The 25,271-nt window shown below is 33.5% G+C and carries 21 protein-coding genes; 3 read left to right on the top strand and 18 right to left on the bottom strand.

What is annotated here, in order from left to right; all coding sequences use genetic code 11:
• Positions 1–23: 23 nt before the first annotated feature.
• The 6 genes from P3F81_RS02300 to P3F81_RS02275 form a co-directional block, all read right to left on the bottom strand.
• Positions 24–830 (bottom strand): MBL fold metallo-hydrolase, encoded by an 807-nt coding sequence (locus P3F81_RS02300; protein ID WP_147666707.1) that lies wholly within the window; start codon positions 828–830, stop codon positions 24–26.
• Positions 831–945: 115 nt separating this feature from the next.
• Complete coding sequence (locus P3F81_RS02295; protein ID WP_147666709.1) at positions 946–1,404, bottom strand: hypothetical protein; 459 nt, start codon at positions 1,402–1,404, stop codon at positions 946–948.
• Between the two features lie 149 nt (positions 1,405–1,553).
• Positions 1,554–1,784, bottom strand: coding sequence for a glutaredoxin domain-containing protein (locus tag P3F81_RS02290; protein WP_147666712.1), 231 nt, complete (start codon positions 1,782–1,784; stop codon positions 1,554–1,556).
• Positions 1,785–2,726, bottom strand: coding sequence for an NAD(P)/FAD-dependent oxidoreductase (locus P3F81_RS02285; RefSeq protein ID WP_147666714.1), 942 nt, complete (start codon positions 2,724–2,726; stop codon positions 1,785–1,787). It lies immediately after the preceding gene.
• Between the two features lie 356 nt (positions 2,727–3,082).
• Positions 3,083–4,804, bottom strand: a complete 1,722-nt coding sequence (locus tag P3F81_RS02280; protein ID WP_147666716.1) for an ABC transporter ATP-binding protein/permease — start codon at positions 4,802–4,804, stop codon at positions 3,083–3,085.
• 76 nt (positions 4,805–4,880) lie between these two features.
• Positions 4,881–6,290 (bottom strand): aspartate ammonia-lyase, encoded by a 1,410-nt coding sequence (locus P3F81_RS02275; RefSeq protein ID WP_147666718.1) that lies wholly within the window; start codon positions 6,288–6,290, stop codon positions 4,881–4,883.
• Between the two features lie 228 nt (positions 6,291–6,518).
• On the opposite strand from P3F81_RS02275, the gene P3F81_RS02270 reads away from it, so the two are divergent.
• Positions 6,519–7,520, top strand: coding sequence for an AI-2E family transporter (locus P3F81_RS02270; protein ID WP_147666720.1), 1,002 nt, complete (start codon positions 6,519–6,521; stop codon positions 7,518–7,520).
• Positions 7,521–7,565: 45 nt separating this feature from the next.
• Here the strand turns inward: P3F81_RS02270 and P3F81_RS02265 are convergent, their stop codons facing one another.
• The gene (locus P3F81_RS02265) at positions 7,566–8,267 is read right to left on the bottom strand and encodes an LrgB family protein (RefSeq protein WP_309320586.1); all 702 of its coding nucleotides are present in this window, start codon (positions 8,265–8,267) and stop codon (positions 7,566–7,568) included.
• Positions 8,264–8,629 (bottom strand): CidA/LrgA family protein, encoded by a 366-nt coding sequence (locus tag P3F81_RS02260; protein WP_147666722.1) that lies wholly within the window; start codon positions 8,627–8,629, stop codon positions 8,264–8,266. Before P3F81_RS02260 ends, P3F81_RS02265 begins: the two co-directional genes overlap by 4 nt.
• Positions 8,630–9,038: 409 nt before the next feature.
• Here P3F81_RS02260 and P3F81_RS02255 point away from each other — a divergent pair, with 409 nt between their 5' ends.
• On the top strand, positions 9,039–9,920 hold the full coding sequence (locus P3F81_RS02255) for a LysR family transcriptional regulator (RefSeq protein WP_147666724.1): 882 nt from the start codon (positions 9,039–9,041) through the stop codon (positions 9,918–9,920).
• A gap of 33 nt (positions 9,921–9,953) precedes the next feature.
• Here P3F81_RS02255 and P3F81_RS02250 read toward each other — a convergent pair whose 3' ends face one another.
• From P3F81_RS02250 to P3F81_RS02220, 7 genes are all read right to left on the bottom strand, one after another.
• Positions 9,954–12,218, bottom strand: coding sequence for a bifunctional diguanylate cyclase/phosphodiesterase (locus P3F81_RS02250; RefSeq protein WP_147666726.1), 2,265 nt, complete (start codon positions 12,216–12,218; stop codon positions 9,954–9,956).
• A 114-nt stretch (positions 12,219–12,332) separates the two neighbouring features.
• Positions 12,333–14,195 carry an EAL domain-containing protein gene (locus P3F81_RS02245; protein WP_309320584.1) on the bottom strand — a complete coding sequence of 621 codons (1,863 nt, stop codon included), beginning with the start codon at positions 14,193–14,195 and terminating at the stop codon, positions 12,333–12,335.
• Between the two features lie 371 nt (positions 14,196–14,566).
• Positions 14,567–16,495 carry a TRAP transporter permease gene (locus tag P3F81_RS02240; protein ID WP_147666730.1) on the bottom strand — a complete coding sequence of 643 codons (1,929 nt, stop codon included), beginning with the start codon at positions 16,493–16,495 and terminating at the stop codon, positions 14,567–14,569.
• Positions 16,496–16,527: 32 nt separating this feature from the next.
• A complete protein-coding gene (locus P3F81_RS02235) occupies positions 16,528–17,025 on the bottom strand; it encodes a DUF1850 domain-containing protein (protein WP_147666732.1) in 498 nt (165 codons plus the stop codon).
• 71 nt (positions 17,026–17,096) lie between these two features.
• Positions 17,097–18,050, bottom strand: a complete 954-nt coding sequence (locus P3F81_RS02230; protein WP_434064764.1) for a TAXI family TRAP transporter solute-binding subunit — start codon at positions 18,048–18,050, stop codon at positions 17,097–17,099.
• Between the two features lie 539 nt (positions 18,051–18,589).
• A complete protein-coding gene (locus tag P3F81_RS02225; RefSeq protein ID WP_147666736.1) occupies positions 18,590–20,704 on the bottom strand; it encodes an EAL domain-containing protein in 2,115 nt (704 codons plus the stop codon).
• 201 nt (positions 20,705–20,905) lie between these two features.
• On the bottom strand, positions 20,906–21,745 hold the full coding sequence (locus P3F81_RS02220; protein WP_147666738.1) for a Cof-type HAD-IIB family hydrolase: 840 nt from the start codon (positions 21,743–21,745) through the stop codon (positions 20,906–20,908).
• Positions 21,746–22,098: 353 nt separating this feature from the next.
• On the opposite strand from P3F81_RS02220, the gene P3F81_RS02215 reads away from it, so the two are divergent.
• A complete protein-coding gene (locus tag P3F81_RS02215; protein ID WP_147666740.1) occupies positions 22,099–22,761 on the top strand; it encodes a hypothetical protein in 663 nt (220 codons plus the stop codon).
• A 108-nt stretch (positions 22,762–22,869) separates the two neighbouring features.
• Here the strand turns inward: P3F81_RS02215 and P3F81_RS02210 are convergent, their stop codons facing one another.
• The 3 genes from P3F81_RS02210 to P3F81_RS02200 all read right to left on the bottom strand — a co-directional run bounded on the left by P3F81_RS02210 (position 22,870) and on the right by P3F81_RS02200 (position 25,269).
• A complete protein-coding gene (locus tag P3F81_RS02210; protein ID WP_309320583.1) occupies positions 22,870–23,673 on the bottom strand; it encodes a GDSL-type esterase/lipase family protein in 804 nt (267 codons plus the stop codon).
• Between the two features lie 101 nt (positions 23,674–23,774).
• Positions 23,775–24,521, bottom strand: a complete 747-nt coding sequence (locus P3F81_RS02205; RefSeq protein WP_147666744.1) for an ABC transporter permease — start codon at positions 24,519–24,521, stop codon at positions 23,775–23,777.
• Positions 24,508–25,269 (bottom strand): ABC transporter ATP-binding protein, encoded by a 762-nt coding sequence (locus tag P3F81_RS02200; RefSeq protein WP_147666746.1) that lies wholly within the window; start codon positions 25,267–25,269, stop codon positions 24,508–24,510. The genes P3F81_RS02205 and P3F81_RS02200 overlap by 14 nt, the downstream gene beginning before the upstream one ends.
• Positions 25,270–25,271: the final 2 nt, after the last annotated feature.

The raw sequence follows: 25,271 nt of genomic DNA, 5'->3' as shown, positions 1-25,271 counted from the left end.
GCGCTTACATTTGTATGAATAAATTACCATTCTAACTCCAATCCCACACCTACTTCACGAATTGGAATTTCTTGGTGAATATACGCCTTTACTTGAAAAGATACACAATGACAAGGATATAAGGACTGAATATGATTTTCTTTGAAATAATTAACAACGGCTTTCACTCTATCATTCACTTCAAACAGATGAAATCCACCGATAACTGCTACGATTCGTTCATCCTTACAAATACGTTTTGCATATTCAATAATATTACAGATTCCACTATGAGAACATCCAGTAATAATATAAAGTCCTTGTTCATTTTTGTAAACCAGTGCAGTATCATCCAAAATCAAGTCCGCTTTCCATGCTGAACCTTCTTCTAACTTTCCGACAGCTCTTCTTGGTTCAAATTCACATAACGTTGGAATTTCCCCAAGAAAAGTTAAATTGTTGCTTACTTTTAGCGGTTCTTTTAATAAACGTAATTGACACAAATTTTTTAAATCCCCTTCTAAAATAGGTGAACCGATTTCTTGCCCCTTGCAAACTCTGCGTTTAAATGCATCTGAATGGGCAATCACCTCTACACCAGATAAATCATACCGCTCCGTTAAATACGCAAGCCCTCGTGTATGATCGTTATGCCCATGAGAAAAAACAATTGTATCAATCCTACTTAAGTCGATATTCATTGCAGAGGCATTTTTTATGATTAAATCTGAATATCCCACATCAAATAAAATTCGCTTATCCTCATCCTCTATATAAAAACTTACGGCCGGTTCTCCACAAAAATATTGATCAATATACGTATGATTCTCTACTAAAACTTTAAGTTTCATTTTCCCACCTCGGTTTTAGCATAATAGATGAACGTAATAAATGCAATTCTTTCTATATAAAAAACTGCTTTAGCCTTGAGGAAATCCTCTTGCCAAAGCAGCCTTTTTACTAATATTAATTTAATAATTCATCAAGTGCCCAGATTACAAGTCCAATTTTAATAGCGTCACGAACGATATTATTATGTGAATTATTTACATCATCATCGAAATTATCCCATCTTACCTGATAACGATTCGCAATCGAACGATATGTATGACCTTTTTTACGTAATTTTAATACATCAATTACCCCAATACGAGGGCTCTTTTCTGCAATGCGTTTTGCAATCATAATATCACGCATAGTCATCTTATTGCGGCGCGCGTAGTCCAAAACTTTTTGCGAAACATTTAAGTGCTTTAAAACAAAGCGATCACGTTCTCCTCTATCATAGCGATTTCCATGCTTTTCATACTTATGTCCATTATGTCCTTTTCCATTTGAGTATGCAAGTGCAACCGGAGCCATCCCTGTAATTGCAAAACATACAACTAAAAAACTAATGATCCATTTTTTCAAATGTATCTTCATTTTTATCGCCTTCTTTCGCAAAAATTCGTCTTTATTATACTATGGTATAGATAAGAATTACTATGGACAAATTATGGCAAAAATAATACCCTATAGCGTCGATATAATAACGATCATTCTATAGGGTATTTCTTATAAATTTTTCTTATTTAAATTCCAAGCATATGATCAAGCTTATCCTTATCAAAACCAACTACATAATTTTCACCATCTGGCGTCGTTACTGGTACAGTAAGATCTCCTGAAAGCTTATAACATAGACGGCGCGCCGACTCATCTGATTCTATATTAAGTTCTTCAAACTCTACGCTTTTAGTTTTTAAATATTTTTTCACCTTGTCACACCATGGGCATGTTGTAATCGAATATACTTTTACCATTTACTTTTCCTCCTTTAATGACTCTAAATATTTTTCTGACAAAAGTGCTGCAATCGTTCCGTCAGCAGCAGCGGTTGTAAGCTGGCGAATTAGCTTCGTCCTCACATCCCCAGCTGCGAATACTCCAGGTAAATTCGTCCGACAATCTTCCCCAGCAATAATATGTCCAGACTCATCAAGCTCTAAGACACCTTTAAACATATCAGTATTTGGTACAACTCCAATATTAACGAAAACCCCATCCACTGGAATATCTATTTCTTTCTGTTCGTTTCTATTATAGATACTTATAGCTTCTAAGGATTCTTCTCCCTGCAAACTCTTAATTTCACTATTAAACAAAAATTCAACTATAGAATGCTGTTTTAACTTTTCCTGTGAAATATCATCTGCAGTTAATATATCCGAACGCTGAATCAAATATAATTTTTTTGCATATTTAGTCAAGAAATTCGCTGCATCAACTGCTGCATTACCACCACCGACAACCGCAATCGTTTTATCTTGATACATGTGTCCATCACAAAGCTCACAATAATGAATTCCTTTGCCAAGATATTTTGCTTCATTATCAACTGGTAATTTACGGCGTGTCATCCCTGAAGCAATAATCACGACCTTAGTTTCATAAATATAACTTTCTGTTTCTATTATTTTTATCTTACCTGTAAGCTCAACTGACTTTATCTTATCAAATTCATCAATGACTGCTCCAAACTCTTCCGCCTGCTTTTGGACTGTTTCAACTAATTCACTGCCTTTAATAGAGGCAAACCCAGGATAGTTTTCAATTCCATATGCATTGATAATCTGCCCGCCAACAAGTTCAGATTCAAGTACCAAAACATCTAAATTCATTCGACCAACATAAAGTGCCGCAGTAAGACCAGCAACACCACCACCAATAATAATCACATCTTTACTCTGCCGTTTTTTCTCCATTTCAATCCCTCCTATCACTGCTCTTTAATACATTTACAGTACCTTTCAACTTCATTGACAGAATACTTTTAGTTCATTCATTTTTATTTCTACTTTACATTAAGTACTTATAACTCATTTAAATATTTTCTTTGCAAAATTTCTGCATCACAAAATATTTTACAAAATCTAAAGCATCTACTAATTATCTTACATTGTATATAAATTAACTCTATTTATCAATATATTTTTCATTTACTATCGTTTTCATTCAATAAATTTTCTCTACATAAAATGAAAAGATGACTTCTGCTGACGGCAGAAATCATCTTTTTCATTTATTATTTTTATTTGACTGTTTTATAGTAAAAATATCTCTATATTTTTACTGCTTTCAAACTCCAGCTTGTGTCTTTTTCGATATTTAAACATAATTGATGATATCTCATAATACTTTGACGGTGCCCAACACTGATAATTGCCGTATCTGGTAAAAATTTTTTAACCAGCCCATACATGATTTCTTGATTCACTTCATCAAGTGCCGAAGTCGCTTCATCTAAAAACAACCACTTCGGTTGATGAATCAAAATTCGAACGAAAGCAATTCTCTGTTGTTCACCTAATGATAGAATTTTTCCCCAGTCGCCAAATTCATTCAAGCGATTTTTAAAACTAGGCAAACAACACTTTTCTAATAAACTGCCAATTTCTTCATCCGTTATTTTTCTTTTAATATCTGGATAAAACAAGGCGTTCCTAAGCGTATCAATTGGCATATATGGCTTTTGTGGAACAAATAAACTTTCTCTTGGATTTGGAATTGACACATTTCCATCATAGTTTTTCCATAAGCCAGCTAATGTTTTCACTAATGTACTTTTCCCACATCCGGATGCACCAGTAACGATTAGACTTTTACTCTTCGGTAAATGTAACTTTAATCCCTTGATTAATACAATTTTATCAGGTTTATAAATAGATACCTGTGACAAGTGAATATCGCTGCCAATTTTGCATTCCCCTCGACTAGATGAAATCATTTTTATGTCCAACTCTTCCATACTCACAAGAAATCCATTCAAACGATTTACAACTGCACGCCAATGCGCCACTTTTGTAAAACTGTCAATAATAAAAGACAAACCATTTTGTACATGATAAAATGCATCTGTAATTTGAAACAATTGTCCCAATTGAATTTTTCCCGCAAAATATCTCGGTGATGCAGCGGCAACTGCAAACACAACAGCAATATGTGCATAGGCTGTCGTCAGCCACGTTAATTGCTTTCGCACTTGAATAATCTGTCGAAAGTTTCGTACTAAATAAGAAAAATGCGCTAGGCAATTTTTTTCTTCAGCGAGTTCACCACCATATAAAGCAATACTTTCCGAATATTCTCTTACACGAATTAAACTATAACGAAAATCCGCTTCATATTTTTGTTTATCATAGTCTAATTGAATTAGCGGCTTACCAAACTTCACCGTAAAATACGTTCCAAAAATAGCATAAATAAACGCTGCCCAAACCATATACCCCTGAATCATGAAAGTATAGCCAAAAATTGCTACAACCAAAAGTCCAGATAGGTTCCATAAAATCACAACGAAAGAAATCACCGTAATCATATCATGCAAACAATCTAAAGATAGTCGTAAAGTAAGCGATACAAATAAATCTACATCTTCACTAATCCGTTGATCAGGATTGTCTGCATAATCTTTATGAACAAATTGAAGCCGATAATATGATTTTCTATCCAGCCACCGCCTTAGATATTCTTTTGTCAGCCACCTTCGCCAATTAATTTGTAAGAGCAGCCGAAAATAGGTCTGTGCCCCTTTGACTACGATTAAAATAATCGCTAATCCTGCATAAATAGCAATTGCTTCTAAAAAGCCTCTATGATCTTTCAACTGCAGAACTTGATAGAAGTTTCCTTGCCAAATATTTAATTCAACTGTGATATATACTAAAAATAAGTTTAAACTTATTACGATAAGAAGCAATAACCAAGCCTCTTTTTTACTTTCTGAAAAAAAATACCCGCGCCCCATTTTCCAAGCGCTTCTCAATACAACACCGCGTCGCAAACGTATCACCTCCATACGTTATATGACACAAAAAAGACTGCTAGCACTAGCCAGCAGTCAAAAAATGGAGAGGATATTATTCTTTTTCAAGCAAATCTTTACCTGCAATACCAGGATGCGTCATTTCTTCCGGTGAAAGAATATGATCCATCGCTTCTTTCGTGAGTAAACCTTTTTCTAAGATAATTTCGCGAATTGGTCTGCCTGTATTATAAGCTTCTTTTGCAAGCATGGAAGAATTTTCGTAACCTATATGTGGAAGAAGTGCTGTTACAATACCCACACTACGGTCTAACCACATTTGACATTGCTCTTCATTTGCTTGAACATTTTCCACACAAAGTTTTGTAAATTTATTTACTGCATTTGTCAAATAACGCATCGAATTAAATATATTAAACGCAATCACTGGTTCCATAACATTTAATTCAAATTGTCCATTTTCTACACCCATCCCAACGGCAACGTCATTACCCAATACTTGATAACAAGTTTGATTTAATACTTCCGGCATAACTGGATTTACTTTCCCAGGCATAATCGAAGACCCCGGTTGACGAGGAGGTAATTTGATTTCGTTTAACCCACAACGAGGACCAGATGCCATCAAACGGAAATCATTTGCCATTTTAATTAATACTAGCGCAGTAATTTTTAAAGATGCAGACACATCGGCAAATCCATCCGTATTGTTCGTTGCATCAATTAGATTTGTAGCTGTTACAAATGGCTCACCTGTAATTTCTGCCAATTGACGTGCTACTTCAACAATGTATTCCGGTTCAGCGTTCAAGCCTGTACCAATTGCAGTTGCGCCCATATTAATCGTATGGATGCTAAGCATTGCACTTTCAATACGTTTAATACCACGTCTAACTGCCGATGCATAAGATGCAAATTCTTGTCCTAATGTAATAGGAATCGCATCTTGCAAGTGAGTACGACCCATTTTTAATACATCTTTAAATTCAACTGCTTTTTTATCTAATGTATCTGCTAAATAATTTAATGCTTTCAATAAGCTTTTGCTTTTTCTAATAATACATACTTTAATTCCTGTTGGAAAAGCATCATTTGTTGACTGCGCCATATTAGCATGATTGTTTGGCGAAATAATATCGTATCGTCCTTTTGCTTCACCAATTAATTCTAACGCACGGTTTACTAATACTTCATTTGTATTCATATTAATCGATGTCCCTGCTCCGCCTTGAATCGGATCTACGGGAAATTGGTCATGGAGTTTGCCCGCAATTACTTCATCAGCTGCTGTAACTAACGCAGCACCAATTTTCGGATCTAATCTTCCTGTTGCTATATTTGCAAGCGCCGCCGCTTTCTTTACAATTGCCATGGCAACAATAAAATCAGCATCCAATTTTTCACCTGTAATACTGAAGTTTTCCATAGCTCTTAATGTTTGTACACCATAATATGCATCATCTGGTACTTCCATATCTCCTAAAAAATCGTGTTCTAATCTCATATTTTGTCCCTCCAGTTCTATTATGACCAATTCTTTCTTTTCTTTACGCATCAATTTCGTTTATCGTATGATAAATATTTTATACTTATATTGTACTCTGTATACAAAATACATTCAAGTCTTTTTTACAATTATTTTTCTCTTATTGAAAATATTTTCCCTCACTATACGAAATAATAAAAATAATATATAATTATTCTTAATTTTATATATATGGGGTGCTTATCTATGTGGTCACAGTATCAGACTTCTATTCTCGTCAGCGTAAGCCTTCTTGTACTATTTTCAATGTTTTGGTTTTTACGCTCCGTTGCGATGGTAATTTTTCTATCGCTTCTATTAACCGTTCTTCTCAATTCTACGGTAGATAAGTTAACTACAAAAAAAGTGCCTCGAGGCTTAGCTGCTGCTGGGGTTTTAGGCGTATTTATCACGTTACTAAGTTACTTATTTATCACCATATCTCAGACTTTCATTCCTAATTTAATGAGTTTTATCGCAGATCTACCATCCATGGCAAATGATATGAAGAATCTTCCTATCTTTGCATCTATCAACAATTTCAATCAAGAGTTAGATACAATTTTTAAAAATTTCGCTAGCTTTAGCGTAACTGCTTTAAAATCCTCTCTTGATATTGTGTTTGATTTATTCTCCAAGGTATTAGACTTAATTATTATTCTATTTGTTACTTTCTATTTATTAAAAGACGGTAAACAAATAAAACTTTACCTTGCTAGTTTATTTCCTCAAAAAGATAAAACACGTATCATTACGTTATTCAATCAAATTATTTTAGCCCTAATTCATTATATCCGTGGTCAACTACTCGTTTGCTCAATCACAGGAATATGTGTATTTGCTTATTTCTCCATTATGGGCATTCCTTACGCATCTGTATTCGCCGTACTTTCTGCTATCGGAGAGTTCATTCCTGTCGTCGGACCTACCATTGCCTCTGCTGCTGGATCACTCTTTGCAGCAACGCTATCTATTTCTTATGGAATAGAAACTTTATTTTTCTATCTTATCTTGACACAAGTCAATCATAATATTGTTTATCCTTATTTAATTGGTAAATCTCTCAACCTGCATCCTGTAGCAATTATGCTGGGGATTCTCTTAGGAGGTCAACTATTAGGTGCACTAGGAATGTTTTTAGCAGTGCCTTGTATGGTCATTATCAAACTTGTCATTGAAGACATTTTCGCTCATCGTGTAATAGAATAAAAAATTTAAAAAGAAGCGTTCTAGATAAATCTAAAACGCTTCTTTTTATTTTACTAAAATATGAACACATAAATCGACTACTTCTGGTGCAATAACTGTTGTAATAATTCCCATGAAAATCATAGCTAAACTTGCAATTGTTCCTTCGACTTGCCCTGCTTCATAGGCTTTTGATGTTCCTGTACCATGAGCGGATATCCCAAACAACATTCCTTTTGTAACTGGATTTTTTATTGGCAGATACTTTAAGATAACAGAAGTTAGTACAGCTCCAATAATCCCTGTGCAAATAACAAATACAGCCGTAATCGAAGGATTGCCCCCGATTATTTCTGACACACTCATCGCAATTGGTGTCGTTACAGAACGGGGTGCCAAACTCGTAACAAAGGTAGAGTTTACTCCTAAGAATTGTGCAATCAACATTGAGCTTACAATTGCTACAATCGCCCCGCCTGTTACACTAATCATAATTTCAAATAAATATTTCTTAACCGTCGCACGATATTTATACATTGGCACAGCCAAAGCCACTGTCGCTGGCTGTAGCATATAGCTTAGCCAATTGCCACCCTTTGCATAAGATTCATAGGGAATATGAAAAAACATTAAAAAAGCAATAATAATAACTGGACATAAAATAATTGGTGAAAAAACCATCTTCCCCGTTTTTATATAAATTCTTTTTGAAACTAAATATATAATAACGGTTAATAAAATAGAGGCAATGATAAACACTATACTCACTCCTTTGCCACTTTCCGCTTTAAGGCACTTTCAGTCGCAACAGCCACAAACAACAATACAGCAAGAGTGCTTGCTACAATAACAAAAACGATTTGCAACCACTCTTGTTGAAGCGCCTCTTGAAATTGAATCACACCAATTGCAGACGGGATAAAGAAGAGTAATAATTCAGCAATCAAAAAGTTCGCTCCCATTTCAATTTTATCCATGGATATGATTTTTTGCTGTAATAATAAAAGCAACAAAAACATTCCTATAATATTCCCAGGAATCCCAATTGCTAAATGTTCTGCAACAAAATTGCCGAACAAACTAATCAAGCATAATAAGCAAATTTGCATAATCATCATTAATAATTTCATCTTAAACACTCCAATACTATCCTTAGCCAAGTAATCATTTGGCTGTAAAATTCTTATCTGAAACGAAAATATATTATCTTCGAGTTAATCAATCATAAATATTATATATAATTAACAACTTGTCTTTTTCGTATGGATTATACTTTAACCGATTTTGCAGGAATAATAAAATACTTGTTATATATATCTATTATGCGTTTAAGTTATAATAAGGTAAGTCTTGATCCAAATGGAGCTACAACTCCATCTGAAGCCTACTGTACTTATCTAGGAAGTTAGCCGATCGCATGTGCCCTATGGGTAGAGTTTTATAAGCAGAGAACCAAAATCTTTGATTTTATGTGAATTGCTTATTTCGTTAGATGATTGATTTCATCATCGGATAAATTTTAAAAAGAGGATTTTTATAATGGACATTTTACATTTAAACTATTTTATCGAAGTTGCTAGGCAAAAAAGCTTTACAAAAGCATCTCAAATTCTTCACGTCAGCCAACCATCGATAAGTAAGGTGATTAAAACACTAGAAAATGAATTAGGCGTAACACTCTTTGAGCGGTCTGGACGTCAAATTGAGTTAACGGATGTAGGGTATGCTGTATTTAAACGTGCTCAGCTCGTTGTTAGTGAATTTAACGATTTGTCAAATGAGATTCACGATGTTGTAAATATTCAGCATGGACAAATTATCGTTGGTCTTCCGCCAATGATAGGCGCCAATTTTTTCCCAAAAATATTACGCAGATTTAAGAAACACTATCCTAAAGTAACAATTAAATTAATTGAAGTTGGTTCAAAGCAAATTGAACTTGATGTCAAAAATGGGCTTCTTGATATTGGTGTCATTGCATTGCCGATATCAGAAGAAGATATCATTTCTTTTTCTTTTCTAAAAGAAGCTCTACAAGTGGTATTACCTGCCACACATCCATTAGCTAATAGATCATCTATTGAATTGCCTGAATTAAACGACCAAAATTTTATTTTATACAGCAATGATTTTTCTTTGAACGACTTGATTTATGAACAATGCAGAGTAAATGGCTTTTCACCTAGAGTTGTTTGCCAAAGCTCCCACTGGGATTTTATCGCTGAAATGGTCGCTGAAAGTCTAGGAATCGCACTCTTGCCAGAAACAATTTGCAAGGATTTAGATGATAGGCTTGTTAGCGTTAAACTCGAGAAAACGATTATCCCGTGGAATTTAGCCTTAATTTGGAAAAAAGATAAGTATCTATCTTTCGCTACGCGAAAATGGATAGAGCTAACGAAAAAACACTTCGCTTTATAATAAAAAGGCTGTGCCCTAGGCACAGCCTTTTTATTATTTAAATCCAACTTCTTTTAAATTTCTGTCTCTATACTCTTCAAAATCAGCAATAGTCATCGGCTTAGCATATAAATATCCTTGGGCAAAATCGCAATGAATCTTTCGCAAGAAAGCTGCCTGTTCTTCATTTTCTACACCCTCACAAACAACCTTCATCCCGAGTTTTCTTGCCATAGATACAACCTGTGAAATAATAATCCTACTCTTACGAGAATTTGCAGTTTCATCTAAAAAGACTTTATCAATTTTCAAAATATCCACCGGTATTTCTTTTAATAAATTTAAAGATGAATATCCCGACCCAAAATCATCCATAGAGATGCTAAAGCCAATTTTGCGCATCCGTTCCATTATTTTAACCAACTTCGTATTACTAGATGAAAACATCCCTTCTGTTAATTCAATCTCTATAAGATTTACTGGCAATTCATATTTTTGAAGTATATCATTTAATTTTTCAACATAAAAGGGATCATCTAAATTAATGCGTGATTGATTTACCGAGATAGGAATTGGCTCTATCCCGTTATCTATCCATTCGCGAATCTTTTTACAACACTCTTCTAATACGTAAAAATCTAGTTCTACAATAAAGCCATTCTTCTCAAAGAGTGGAATAAAATCATCTGGCTGCATAAAACCTTTTGATGGAGACACCCAGCGTACTAAAGCCTCTGCACCGATAATAGATAAGGTGTGTAAATCAATTTTCGGCTGCAAAAAAACTTTAAACTCCTGATTGTCCAACGCAGGTTGCATCATATTTTCAATTTGATTATTTTTTATAAATTTTTGCAATAAATCATTACTATAATATGCAAAATAAATATTTTTTCTTTTCTTTATATTCTTTAAAGTTAGCAAAGCTTTATCTACCATTGAAATGACTGCTTCACTTTTATCTTCTACACGATAAACTCCTACAGAAAAGGAAATCGGATATTTAATTATTCCCTGATTAATTTCATTTAAGAAAGCTCGTTCTAAGCTTTGGTATTTAACTTCCGGATTTTCAAAAACACTTTTAATTAAAACTACAAAATGATCATTATTTATCCTGGCACAAATTTCATCATCCTTAAAAGTATCACTCAATTTCTGTGCTATTTGGATAAGTAGCTGATCTCCAATCTTATATCCATAGGTTTCATTAATATATTTAAAATTATTTACATCTATACAGATAATTGAATAAGCAATATCTTTATTACGCCTTAAAATTTCGGATGCCTTTATATAAAATCTATGTACATTATTAATTTTAGTTAAAGAATCTGTATAAGCCAGTTGCTCCAATTCGTGCTTTGTTTTCTCCTCCATTCTAAAGATATATCCGGCCATAATTAAAAACAATAAGATTACTACACTACAAAGAACAAACGCTTTTGTTACCATTTTATGAATTTTATTTAAAATGACTTCTTCGTCAACAATAGATACCAAATTCCATGATGTATATGGATTATGAATTGTTGCATAACTAATATACTTTGTTTCACCATCAAAAACAGATTTTACAGTTCCAACCTTACCTATAACTAAGCTTGATTTAATTTCCTCAATAATCTTTTTTGAATTTTTTTCATTACTTTCTTCGTGTCCAATTTTATCATATAAATTTTCAAAACTATTTTCATCCAAAGATTCAGAACACATCAAGATATCGCCCTTATTATCTATAATATAAAAAGAACCTCTCCCTTGAAAAAATCCCTGCAAAAATTCCTTTTCTATTGATTCAATAGATTTCGCAAGTACAATTCCACCATAAGCTCGATTTTTTGATAAGATAGGAGCGGTGAACACAATAATCTTTTTATCACCAATCTTATCATTTATCGGTTGACTAATACTGAACCGCCCTTCCATACTTTCTTTATATTGCGGTTCATCTGCAATATTAAGTTTTTTCTTATCTGATGTAAACATGTCACCATTTTTATCAAATACACCTACACGTTCAAATGCCCCATCCATAACGATTGAGTTTAAAAAAAGCGCATATTCATTTTCATTGGAATAATTTCTTTGTTCAAGTCCTGCTGCTAACATTTCAGTAAGTTTACTCTGGTCATTTAATTTATTTGCAATTGCCAACGAGTTTCTTAACATCAAATTTCTAATATCTCTTAGAACATCGTCTTCCATATCAGATTGTATATTATATATGTATAATCCGCAGGACAAAATACATGCAATTGAAATGAATAAACCAACAAACCAAATTTGGCAATGATTATATCTTGCTTTATTATTCATCTATAACAATTCCTTTAAAAGAGTAAAAAAATATAGGATATAGTTAATTATATCCTATATTTCGCACGCTGACTACCTTTTTGTTCTTATTATGACCTTTTTCGTCCTATCAAATTATCTTGTCATTGCTCGTAATCTATCAAGAAAATCACTTTCGGGCATAGGTTTGGAAAATAAATATCCCTGAGCTAAATTACATCCTATTCTAGTAAGAAATTTTGCTTGTTCTTCCGTTTCTACTCCCTCTGAAACAACCTTAATATCTAAATCCTTTGACATTCGAATAACATGTTCCAAAACAATTTGTTCTCGTTTTGTTGTCTGCCCCTTCTTTAGAAAGTCTTTATCTAATTTCAAGACGTCTACTGGCAATTCAGTCAATAATTTCAGTGCTGAAAACCCTGTCCCAAAATCATCAAGGGAAATCATAAAGCGTAAATCTTTTAGCTGATTAAATAAAGTTAATAAGGCATCTGCATTTTCAATAAATGCACTTTCCGTTAATTCTAATTCTATCAAACCTCTTGGAATTTGATATTTATCAGCAACTTCGACTAATCGGTCTATAAAAAGCGAAGTTTTCAAATGAACACGTGAAAAGTTTACGGATATCGGTACTACTTCTAAGTTTTGATCTAGCCATTTACGGACGCTTTTACATACTTTTTCAAAAACGTGAAAATCCATTTCGACAATAAATCCATTTTTTTCGAAAATAGGAATAAATTCATCTGGCGGTACAAGTCCATAATTTGGTCTGCACCAGCGCACTAATGCTTCTGCACCAACCATTTTATTACTTAGAAGCTCTATCTTAGGCTGATAATAAACAACAAATTCGTCATTTTGCAACGCCTCTTCCATATGATCCTCTATAGACTTTTCTTTAGCAAGTTGCTGTTTCAATTCTGCATTATAAAAATTATACATACTCTTATGTTGACCTTTAATTGCTTTTCTTGCAATATTGGCTTTATCTATACTAGATGTAATAGAGGCAATATTAGGATCGACGAGGCAAACACCGCCATTCAGTAAAATTTTATATTGCTCAACGCAATTCTTTTTTATATTATTCATTTGAGTTGCAAAATTTTTAAATCTTTTGACTAACTTTTCTGTAGTATCATATCTGGCTAAACAAATAAAGTGATCTGAAGTAACTCTAGCAAACATTTCATCCCGATATAAAGATGATTTTAAAAGACGAGCAAATGTAACTAGAACTCGATCACCTTCTGCATAACCATATACATCATTAATAAACTTAAATTTGCGAATATCAACGTAAATCACGACATATTTTTGTTTAGTTTTTTTTGCTAGGAAAGCATTTGCTTCCATCGTAAATTTTGTTAAATTCCAAATTCCCGTAAGTGGATCAATCCATAAATTTTTCTCATTTATCTCCGATAAGCGAAGTTTCAATAAATAAGCACTCAATATTTTAGAAATAACTGCAAATGTATTAAGCTCAATTTGCGACCATTTACGATTCGACGTTCTATCATATAAAGCAATAAATCCTTGTTGTATACCATTTTCAAAAATTGCACATTGTAACGTTGATTTTAAATGAAAGCCTTGAATAAAATTATATAAATCTGCATTATCATTCTGCAAATCAGCAAGCAGATTGAAAGAAAATAAACCTTGTTGATTAAAAAGCTCTTGATATCGTATCCAAACTGTATGATTTAGATTTAAAACTTTGTTCATTTTTAAATCAATTCTAGAATTCTTATATTCGTATGTCGTAATACAGCCTTCTTGTTTTGATATCTCTTCTACGATATTAACATACGGCGCATCATAGTACTCGCTTAGCATCATTAAAACAGTCTGAATTGTAGAGTTGATATTTCTACTAAAAAAAAGTAATTCAATGATACTTTGCACAAATGTATCATCAATATAAAACTCATTGGAAGCAATATAATTTATATGTCTACCTGCGGATTCCCGTTTAGAATTCATAATCCACCTCATATTATCAACACAAAATTTTCCATTGCATACATGCCTATTATATCATTTTAGCAAAAAATCAACAACCTCTTTATGTATTTTAAGTATATTTTTGTATTTTTAGTGTTTTTATATTCTTAACGATGAGATAAAGTCGCAACTTACTATTTTCTATCAAATATACTTCGCTAATTTATGGGAAATAAGCCTATGTATATATTAAATATATTCTTTAGGATGCTGAAAATCCCAATCATGAAAAATTTCTTCAATAGGCTTTTTTCATTATAAAAATAGAGCAAGAAAATTCTTTCCAAAAGAATTTCTTGCTCTATTTTCGAAGTAATCCTAGTCTCAATTATTCTTAAATCAGTTTAAAGTTAAATATTTAATGCTTGTTGGTTTATTTTTCTCTTCTTATAATATTGTAAAATCATACATACAATTAAAATTGCTGCTCCGATAAAATCAGTAATAGAAGCTGGATCCACCATCATAAGTCCACCTACAAAGAATAGCACACGCATAATTGGATGAATTGGCGCAATTAGATAACCAATCATGGCAGCAGATAAACCAATCATGCCAACAAGTGCAGTAAATGTTGCCCATATTAAGGCACCAGGCGTTGCATCAATCATTAATAGCACAGGAGAAGCCACGAAAATATAGGGAATCAGGAATGCTGCGATTGCCAATTTCGATGCATTGACTCCCGTTTTTAAGGCATTGCCGCCACTAATTGCCGAGCCTGCATACGCGGCTAAGGCAACTGGAGGCGTTACATCTGCAATGATACCAAAATAGAAAACGAACATGTGCGCAGCTAATATCGGAATTCCCATTTGCACTAATGCAGGCGCTGCAATCGTGGATGTGATAACATAATTCGCCGTCGTTGGTACACCCATACCCAATATAATTGCGGTTAACATTGTAAAGAACATTGTTGGTAGTAATAACCCGCCTGACAAGTCTAGCAGTGCAGAAGCCAGTTTTAATCCAACACCCGTTTTCGTTACTACACCGATAATAATCCCGGCAGATGCACAAGCAACAAGTACACCAAGCACACCTTTTGCTCCCTTTTCTAAGCCCCGAACAATCTCAATCGGCTTCATTCGCGTTGACTTTCTAAGCATAGAGACCGCAATAGACAAGAAAATTGCCCACAAAGCTGCCTTCATTGGTGTATAACCAGATACCAACAAATAAATAATAACAATCAATGGAATTGCTAAATGACCGCGTTCTTTAAATAAAATCCAGGCCTTCGGTAATTGATCGCGTGGAATTCCTTTTAAATTATTGCGTTTTGCTTCTAAATGGACGCCAATCCATACACCAGCAAAATATAAACAAGCAGGAATTGTAGCCGCTTTAACGATTTCCAAAAATGGCACACCAACAAATTCCGCCATTAAAAATGCCGCTGCACCCATAACTGGGGGCATTAACTGTCCGCCAGTAGAAGCTGCTGCTTCTACCGCTCCAGCAAAGTCTTTATGATACCCAAGCTTCTTCATCATCGGAATTGTAAAGCTACCCGTACCTGCAACATTAGCTACTGAACTACCTGATACTGTTCCCATAAGTCCACTAGAAAGAACAGCCACTTTCGCAGGGCCGCCGCTTGCCCATCCTGCAATTGCATTTGCAATATCAATGAAGAATTTTCCAAGACCTGTAGCTTCTAAATATGCCCCAAATAAAATGAACAAAAAGATAAATGTCGAGGAAACTCCTAATGGAATACCGAAGATACCTTCTGTTGTAAAATATAAATGTCCAATCAATTCTTTAAGTGATAGCCCTCTATGAGCAAGTATTCCCGGTGCATAGGGTCCGACAAATGCATAAGCTAAAAATATCAATGCGACCAACACCATTGGAATTCCAACCACACGCCGTGTGGCCTCAATAACAAGTAAAACACCTAAACAACCAACAAACATGTCAGTATTATTAATCGCACCTGCTCTAAGTACTAATTCGTTATAAGAAATTAAAATATATGCTGGTGCTGCCGCACCTAAAATAGATAAAATAAAATCTAATGGATGTAATTTGTTTCGTGACCATGATTTACAAGTTGGATATAGCAAATAAATCAAGGCTAAACCAAATCCTAGATGAACAGCTCTTTGTAATTGCGCATCTAAAACGCCATAAATAGCGGTATATAATTGAAATATTGAAAATGTAATTGCAATTGCCGAGATAACTTTTGCCATAAATCCTTTATATTCACGTATATCAGATTCTGGTTCTAGATCTCTTAGCATTTCTTCTGCTGATTTTTCTTTCATCGTTCGGCCTCCTCTTCTTTTTATGACCTTATTTAAAGATTCATCAATCGATCTAAATAATACCTATAGTAAGGCAAAACCTTTAATTCAACCTTACAACCTAAAGGTAATTCATGATAAATCGGGTATTTTTTTTCATGATAAATTAAAGTGAGCTCTGTACCTAAACCAGTTCTCAAATCAACCGTTTTAAAGCGACGATTGATATTATCCAAGATAAAATATTTACCAACTTGTTTAAATTCACCTTCATCAGGCAAAAAAGGTAACCCAACACCAAAGGACTGATATTTTGTTGATTGTAAAGTAAATCCATCACACGATTTATTAACCGCCAAATTTTCAAGCACAGGCGTCTTTTGCACTGAGTGAACAAACCATATGGAAATCACATCTTCTTTCTGCGTTGGAAAAGCCAAAAGTGTATTTGCATCCGTACAAACAAATAAATATGGGCGGCTTAGCAAATAACAGAAAAATATGCCAAGGATAACTACAATAACAATAAGTTTCTTATCTTTTAACTTCATATTGGTAAAAAACCGGATGCCATAACGACACCCGGTATCCTCCTTGCATGAATCCTTGAATTAATCTAGGATTATTCTTTAAAGAATTTTTCAGCGCCAGCATTAAGCTCAATTGGCATCCCTTGACGGGCACCTTCTTTAGTAATCATTTTACCTACGCTATGTGAAGATTGTAGTCTTTCCAAGTTACTAAAAATTGCTTTTGTAATGTCATACCCAAGTTCCGGACTCACTTTTTCATTCACTACAAGCATTGCCATTACAGCAACTGCTGGCGTATCTGTTGCTAAGCCAGCATAGGTATCTGCCGGAATTATTGTTTTTGTATAAAACGGATATTTTTTAATCATTTCATCAGCTTTTGCTGCATCTACAGGTAATAATCTAACTTGATTTTGAGAGGCAATGTCCTGTACTGCTGCTGTTGGAAAGCCTGCAGTTACGAATGCAACATCAACGTTACCATCTTTTAATGCGCTTGCTGCTTCAGCAAAAGATAGATACTGAACATTGATATCATTATATGTAATACTATAAGCTTCTAAAATCTGACGTGCATTTGCTTCAACACCGCTTCCAGCTGCACCAACTGCTACACGTTTACCTTTTAATTCACTAACATTTTTTATTCCACTTGATTCAAGCGTAACAATTTGCACTGTTTCCGGATACAAAGTAGTAATCCCTTTTAATGTGTCAACCTTTTTGTCCTTAAACATCTCAATTCCATTTGCTGCATAATAAACAATATCATTTTGAACAAATGCCAACTCAACGGTGCCTTCTTTTAACATATTAATATTTGCTACAGTAGCACCAGTACTTTGTGCACTTGCATTCATCCCCGGGATATTTTTATTTAAAATTTCAGCTACTGCACCACCTAACGGATAATACGTCCCAGCTGTACCACCAGTTGCGATATTTATAAATTGCTTCTCAGCAGATTTATTATCTCCACCACATCCGGCAATCATTGAAACAACAAAAACTAGAACTAAAGAAAGCACCCATAACTTACTCATTCGATTTAATCTCATTACAACTTTCCCCTCTTTCATAAAATATTTTATGTATTTTTATAAAAATAATTATACATCAAAAGTAGTGCATCTACTAGCACTTTTTATTGAGGTGAATTTAATAAAAAGTGCAAATTCTTCAAAAATCTTAATTATAGTCAAAGTTAGATCAAATCCCCTCCAGTTAAATTACCTTCACTTATTTTCTTCTCAAATTTATCCCTCTTTAAATTCCATTAAAATAATCAATTCGAAACTTAAATATAAAAAGCTTCTTTTCTCAAATAGCTAATATTATTCCTTTTTATGCATAAAAACTTAATATTTATAAATCAATAAATTCGAATACATTTCTGAAAATTTTAATATCTAAATAACAGAATTTAAATTTCCACGCAAAAAAGGCGCAATAATCCTAGCAAATATAATAAGATATATTTTAGGAAAATGCGCCTTTGCATTCTTTTTCTTTATTCGTCTATAGTAAAATATCTATAAATTATTATATATTATTTAAGAAAAATACGCAAGAATGTCTTTCACTAAAAAACCTCTGATGTTTTTTCCATAGCTGCAAAAAATAGAAACCTGTCATGACTGCCTGCGATAAATCTTATTTTGGCATATATCGAAATATACTTGTCCTCTGATATAAACCGACGAAATTTACAAGTTAAAATTTCACGCCTTCCTACAGCTTCATAAAATATTTTTAAAATACGCTTTCGATCCTCATGATGAATATAGTCGAGCATTTTATGACTTTTGGCAAAAAAGTCCTCTCTTGACCATTCTACCATTTTAAAATAGTCGTCATTTGCACGCAACATTTCAAGATTATCCTGACAGAGCTCATAAATTGCTACTGCCCCAATTAACGTATTGAATAATACATTTTTCCCAGAATTCTGATCCCAAAAATCCTTTAATTGTATATCTGTTTCAAACGTTATACTTAAATTTTCATTACATTTCACTAAAGAATCCAACATTTTTTCATAATCAAGTACTGGAATCGGCGGCGAGAAATAATACCCCTGTGCTGTTGTACAAGCAATACTGCAGAGGAAATCCACTTGTTCACGCGTTTCTACCCCTTCAACAATAACAGGAAGCGCCATCCACTTTGCCATACGAACAACCGAAGTAAGTATATTCCCCCCTCGATTAAATTTATCACTGCCGCCAAGAAAATGTAAATCAATTTTCAACACATCAACTGGCAAGTTTTTTAAAATATTTAAGGACGAATATCCACTTCCAAAATCATCCATCAATATTCGAAAACCATATCCTCTTAATCTTTCAATAATAGAAACCAATAGCTTCTCATTCTCTGTATAGGCACTTTCTGTTAGTTCTAACTCTAATAGATAAGGTTCTAATTGATACTTCTCAACCAAACCAATTAAGATATCACATAGCTTTGGATTATACAAATTAATTCTAGATACATTTACCGATATCGGCATTGGCTGACGCCCTTCATCTATCCATTGCCGCAACAACTTACATACAGATTCCCATATATACACATCCAATTTTAAAATAAAGCCATTCTTCTCAAAAACAGGAATAAATTTTCCTGGCGAAATTAAGCCTTTCATCGGATGCCGCCAACGCACTAATGCTTCCGCGCCGACAATATTGCCTGTATCAATGCTGCATTTAGGTTGCAAATAAAACTCAAATTGACCAGACTCCAAAGCACTATTCATCTGACTGACAATAGATTGCTCCTCTATCAGACTTCTCCGCAATCTATCATCGTATATAGCGTAGCTTTTTACATAATTCCCTTTAATTGTGCGCAACGCTAGGTTTGCTCGATCGCACATAATATCCACTGGCAAAGTCACAACGTCAACAATATAAAAACCAAAACAAGGAATCACATCAAAGTCAAGTGGATATTCCTTTACCTGTGTTTGCATATAATTGACAAACCGTTCTACATTATTTAGCGACCAAGGAAAACATACCGCAAAAATATCCGCATCCAATCTACCATATGTACCAAAATCCTGCACGTAATGTTTAATCTTTGTTGCAAGATATTTTAGTAAAAGATCGCCTTCTTCCGCTCCAAAAACATCATTAACAATCTTAAATTTTTCTATATCAATTCTACCAACTACATATTGCGTATCAAAATTGTTCATTATCAAGTCATGTGTTTTTTCATAAAAACTTCTTTTATTATAGATACAAGTTAAATCATCATATTCAGACAAATATTTTAATTCATTTGCTATATCAACATCATGCGTTATATCTCTTATGATGCATGCACACAAACCTTTTTTCGGCTGATAGCAATAAATGGATAAATATTTTCCAAGCCCTGAACTATAATCCTTCCATTCTCTTATTATCCCTTTATAAGCGACTTCCCAACAGCCTCTTAACCATTTTTGTGAAACATCAGGGGATATTTCATAAAATGACTTCCCGATAATTTCCTTTAAGTTCTTATTTTCTAAGATAGCAAATTCTTTATTTGCAAACTCGCAAATAAAGTCAATCGGCGCTCCGACTTCATCAACAATAACTCGTATAGCCGTAAATGCAATCGGCATTAAATTTAAATATTGATACATATTACGGTTCTCTACATTTATATAGAATGAACTTGTATTTTCTAAATTCCCCTTCATTTCGTTCACCTTCTTGCTTATATTATTTTATACAATCTTATATAAATTTATATAATTAATTATACTAAACTTTTCCTATAAAATTCTACCATTTTATATAAAATTGTCGTTATTTATTCAAAAAACGACAATATTCTATATTCAATATTTAAAGTTCAAATTTCTATAATTAAGCAAGAAAGATAGGTTATCCGAAAATTTTTATTGACCTTTCATCCTTTTATTGAAATAATCCGGTATGATATGATAAATAATCTGATGTATTAAATCATTATCATTTGTTACTGAAATCATATCAGCTACAGCTTTTACTTCTGGCTCGGCATTTGCAGGAGCTATGCCAACATCAGCAACTTGCAGCATTTCAATATCATTATGAAAATCCCCGGTGGCAAATACAATTTTACCTTCAAATTCATTTAATGATTTCATCATCTTTACCATTGCACCTTTCGATACACCTTTATCAACAAATTCAAAATAATAATCAGCCGAAAAAAAGTGATTTGTTGTATCTTCTAGATGATATTTATTCAACTTTGCTTTACAGGTTTCTAAAATATCTCTTTCCTCTGCGAGCAGCACTTTTAACCAGCTTTTATTTAATATTTCTGATAAATTGGCAAAAATAAACTCCATTGTGCTTCCTACTACAAAACGATTTAAAGATTTCTCTCCTGTAACGATGTAATTTTTATCTGGCGTATATACACGAATACAAAGCGTGGGATATATCTCCATACAGTCTTCTAAAAATTCTATCAATTCTTTACTTTTTACATTTTGCATCTTTAAAAACTTTTGTTCATCCCAATCATAAAGGACTGCACCATTATAAAAAATGCAAGGTGCATTTGGTTTTGCTTGTTTAAAGAATGTTGCAACAGATTTTTCTGTCCTCCCAGTTGCAATGGCAAATTTTCCTCCATGCATTTTAAAAAACTCAATTGCCTTACAATTTTTTTCTGATATTTTGCTGTTACTATTGAGTAAAGTCCCATCCATATCCGTAACTAGAATACAATCTTGATAATGAATCATAATCTCCTACTTTCTAACCATTAATAAAATGATACTTGATTCAGATGAGCTTTTACTCCATCTGAAAGCTACACTTCCTAAAACGTTCAGACAATTGATCTTGATACTCTTCAATTAATGACTACTATGAGCACTAAAGATATTACCTCCTTTATAATGCCTCCCTCTCTTCATTTTTTAGTTTTATTATATCCATTATATTATTTTCAGATTTTCTAAACAATCCAAAATACTACGCAATTATTCCCCAGAATAAACTTATCTACATTTTGCCAAAATAAACAAATTGACAATATCAGCAATTCAATGTTAAATTTACACTAAATATAATAATAACTTACAGGAGGATTTATATGAACAAAATTAGATTTCTAACATTACTATCAATCTTTTTGCTTATCTTTTCTTCCATTTCTTTTGCGAATCAATCTCCGACACAAATCATTGCGGAAGATTATAATGTTAGTCAAACCGATATCATCAATGCCCAAAGCGAAGGCTTCAGCTTCCAAGATATTAATCGCGCATCCTTTATCGCGCTAGCAACAAACCAGAGTTTAGAACAAGTGATTAAATACAAAACGATTGCCGGAGACTGGAATGGCACTGCGTCACTTGCAGGACTTACCGACTGGCATATTCGGTATGGACAACATGCTTTAATGGCAAACCAGCTTCACAATTTATTCGATGTAGATAAAACAATCGTTATGAGTTTATTAAAACAACAGTATCACCCTAAAGCAGTTGCTTTAGCTTCTGCATTATCACAAAAAGCAAATGCAGACCTAGAAATCGTTATGTCCAAAAAAAGTTTCGTTTCTTGGTATGATGTCGGTAGCCAAATCGGATTATCTAGAGCTGATATAGATGAAGTAATTCAGGCAATCAACACAGTATTTGCTGACCGTGCTAACTTTGGTGATTATTACGGTTACCATGGCGAAACCTATGGCTATAACGATAGTGACTATTATATTAATGGCTATGATATTGAGGTAGTAAATATAAAATAAATCATATTCTCAGAATAAAGTATTTATCCCTATAAATAAAAAACGGCTACAGTACTTAGATTTAATCGCTTACTGTAGTCGTTTTTATGTATTCTATATAATCATTTTTTATTCGTTTAACATAGATCTTATTTTTTGAGTAAGTGCATCTCCCAAGATTTTATGCTGATTTGCTGTTAAATGAATTCCATCTTTCATCCCTGGAACTGGTACAACTTTTCCAGCATCAAAAAAATCTACTCCATTAGCTTGTGCAACTTTTTCATACAGTTTAGCTAATTCATGTGATGGACCATTATTCGCAGCAAAAGATTCCTTTGTCGCATTTAACGGAGTTGGAGCAACAATTAAGACTTTCGGTACACTATAGCCATACCATTCTTGTTCCGGATCAACGCTATTTGTAACGAGTTTTACTAATTTATCCATAGATTCAGCAACCATTTCTGGTGTTTGGCGAAACTTAACCTTAAAATCATTCGTTCCAAGCATTATCACCACAACATCTAATGGAATATGACTTTTTAACAAGGGTAATAATGTTGGACGCCCATTAAAGTTCATATCGTATTGAATATACTCATTTAATCCATTTTTATAATCATCAATTCCTGCTGTACGGCTACTTAATCCTTCTTCAATAATTTGATAGTCATTCCCTAAATTATTTTGCAATACCCCAGTCCATCGTACATCGCTCGGATAGCGCTTTACATTTGGACGCTGCGTAAATCCCCAAGTATTCGAATCTCCGTAACACATAATGCGAATTTTTTCCCCTGCACCACCTTCTGATGCCAGACAAATCGTCCCCGATAATGCTAAAATCAACATTATTACTAATCCAACGGTGATAGACTTTTTTAATCTCATAAAAATACACGCTTCTTTCATAAAGATTATAAATATCATTATAAGTGTACTCCCACGAAAAACCATTGTCAATATTTAAAATATTATGTCGTTTTTTGTCGTTTTGTTGATAGTAAATATTGCTATTTCTATATTAGCTTCTATTTATATTGCCAATGACAGATTTTCTTTTCAATGAGGTCGATCATCGCAAATAAGAATAATCCAATAAAACTTAAAACAACAATTCCCGAATACATTTCAAGATAATTTACACGCAGCCATGCATCCATAATAAAATAGCCCATTCCGTATTCCGTACCAAAGGTTTCCGTAAAAAAAAGTACTGAAATAGAAGTCGCCATTGCTACACGAACAGAAGTTAAAAATTTTGGCATCGATGCCTCAATTAAAATTTCTCGACAGACATCCCAAAAGCCAGCTCCTAAAGAGTACAACGGATAATATGTTTCTTTTGGAATGCTTTTAATTCCATCACGAACAGCAACAATTACTTGAAATACAATAATCAAGAAAATCATCAGTACTTTCGATATTTCTCCTAGACCAAAAATCAACATGAGAATCGGCATAAGTGCGATTTTAGGAATTGGATAAGTTAAATAAACAAGTGGTGCTAAAAACTTATCACATGTTGGGAAATATCCCATACATAGCCCAATTGGGACACCAATCACAATTGCTAAAAAAACGCCACCGATAATTCTCCACAAGCTATAAAAACCATGAATCGCAATATATTTCATAAAAATATTCACTAAATTATCCATCACTTTAAATGGCGAAGGAATAATCGGTAAATCAACTAAAACAGCAATCATCTGCCACAAACCAATAAAAGTCACAATACCAATAAGATAATATGTCCATGTTTTATTCCCCAACATCTGCCCAGTCCTTTTTAATAAAATTTCTGAGATATAGACTTAATTCAAAAAACCCCTTATCCTTTCGAATATCTTTTCCGCCAAATAAGGGATTATCAATGATCTTGCTCACCTGCCCCAAGTGACTGGAGAGAATAATAATCTTTTGTCCTAAGTAAACTGCTTCTTCTACATAATGTGTAACTAAAATGGTAGAAACTGCTTGCCTTTTCCAAACCTCTAGGAACACATCTTGAATCTCTTCTCTTGTTATCGCATCTAAAGCAGAAAAAGGCTCATCCATTAACAATAAATCTGGTTTTAATAAAAACGAACGCGCCAAACTTACACGTTGCTGCTGCCCACCACTTAATTCTCCAGGATAGCGCTTTTCCAAACCATCAATTCCCAATTGTCGCATCATGAATTCTACGGAGCTTTTATTCACTTTTAATTGACGATTTTTTAATTTTACACCTAAACAAATATTTTCATAGACATTTTTCCAGGGCAATAATCCATAATTTTGCGGAATAAAGCCAATTTTCTGCTTTGATGGTAAAATTGGGTTTCCATCAAACAAAACCGTTCCTTCATAATCAGTAATAATGCCTGCCAATACTTTTAGTAAGGTAGATTTGCCACAACCAGATGGTCCAATAATGGCACAAGTACCACCGCTTGGCAGAGATAAGTTAATATTCTGCAAAGCGATATAGGATTCATCTGAACTCTGATAGGTTACTGATAAGTCTTTGATTTCCAGCATGA

Source organism: Selenobaculum gibii, assembly GCF_030273445.1.
Taxonomy (GTDB): Bacteria; Bacillota; Negativicutes; order ICN-92133; family ICN-92133; genus Selenobaculum; species Selenobaculum gibii.
This window is presented reverse-complemented; position numbering and strand designations above follow the sequence as displayed.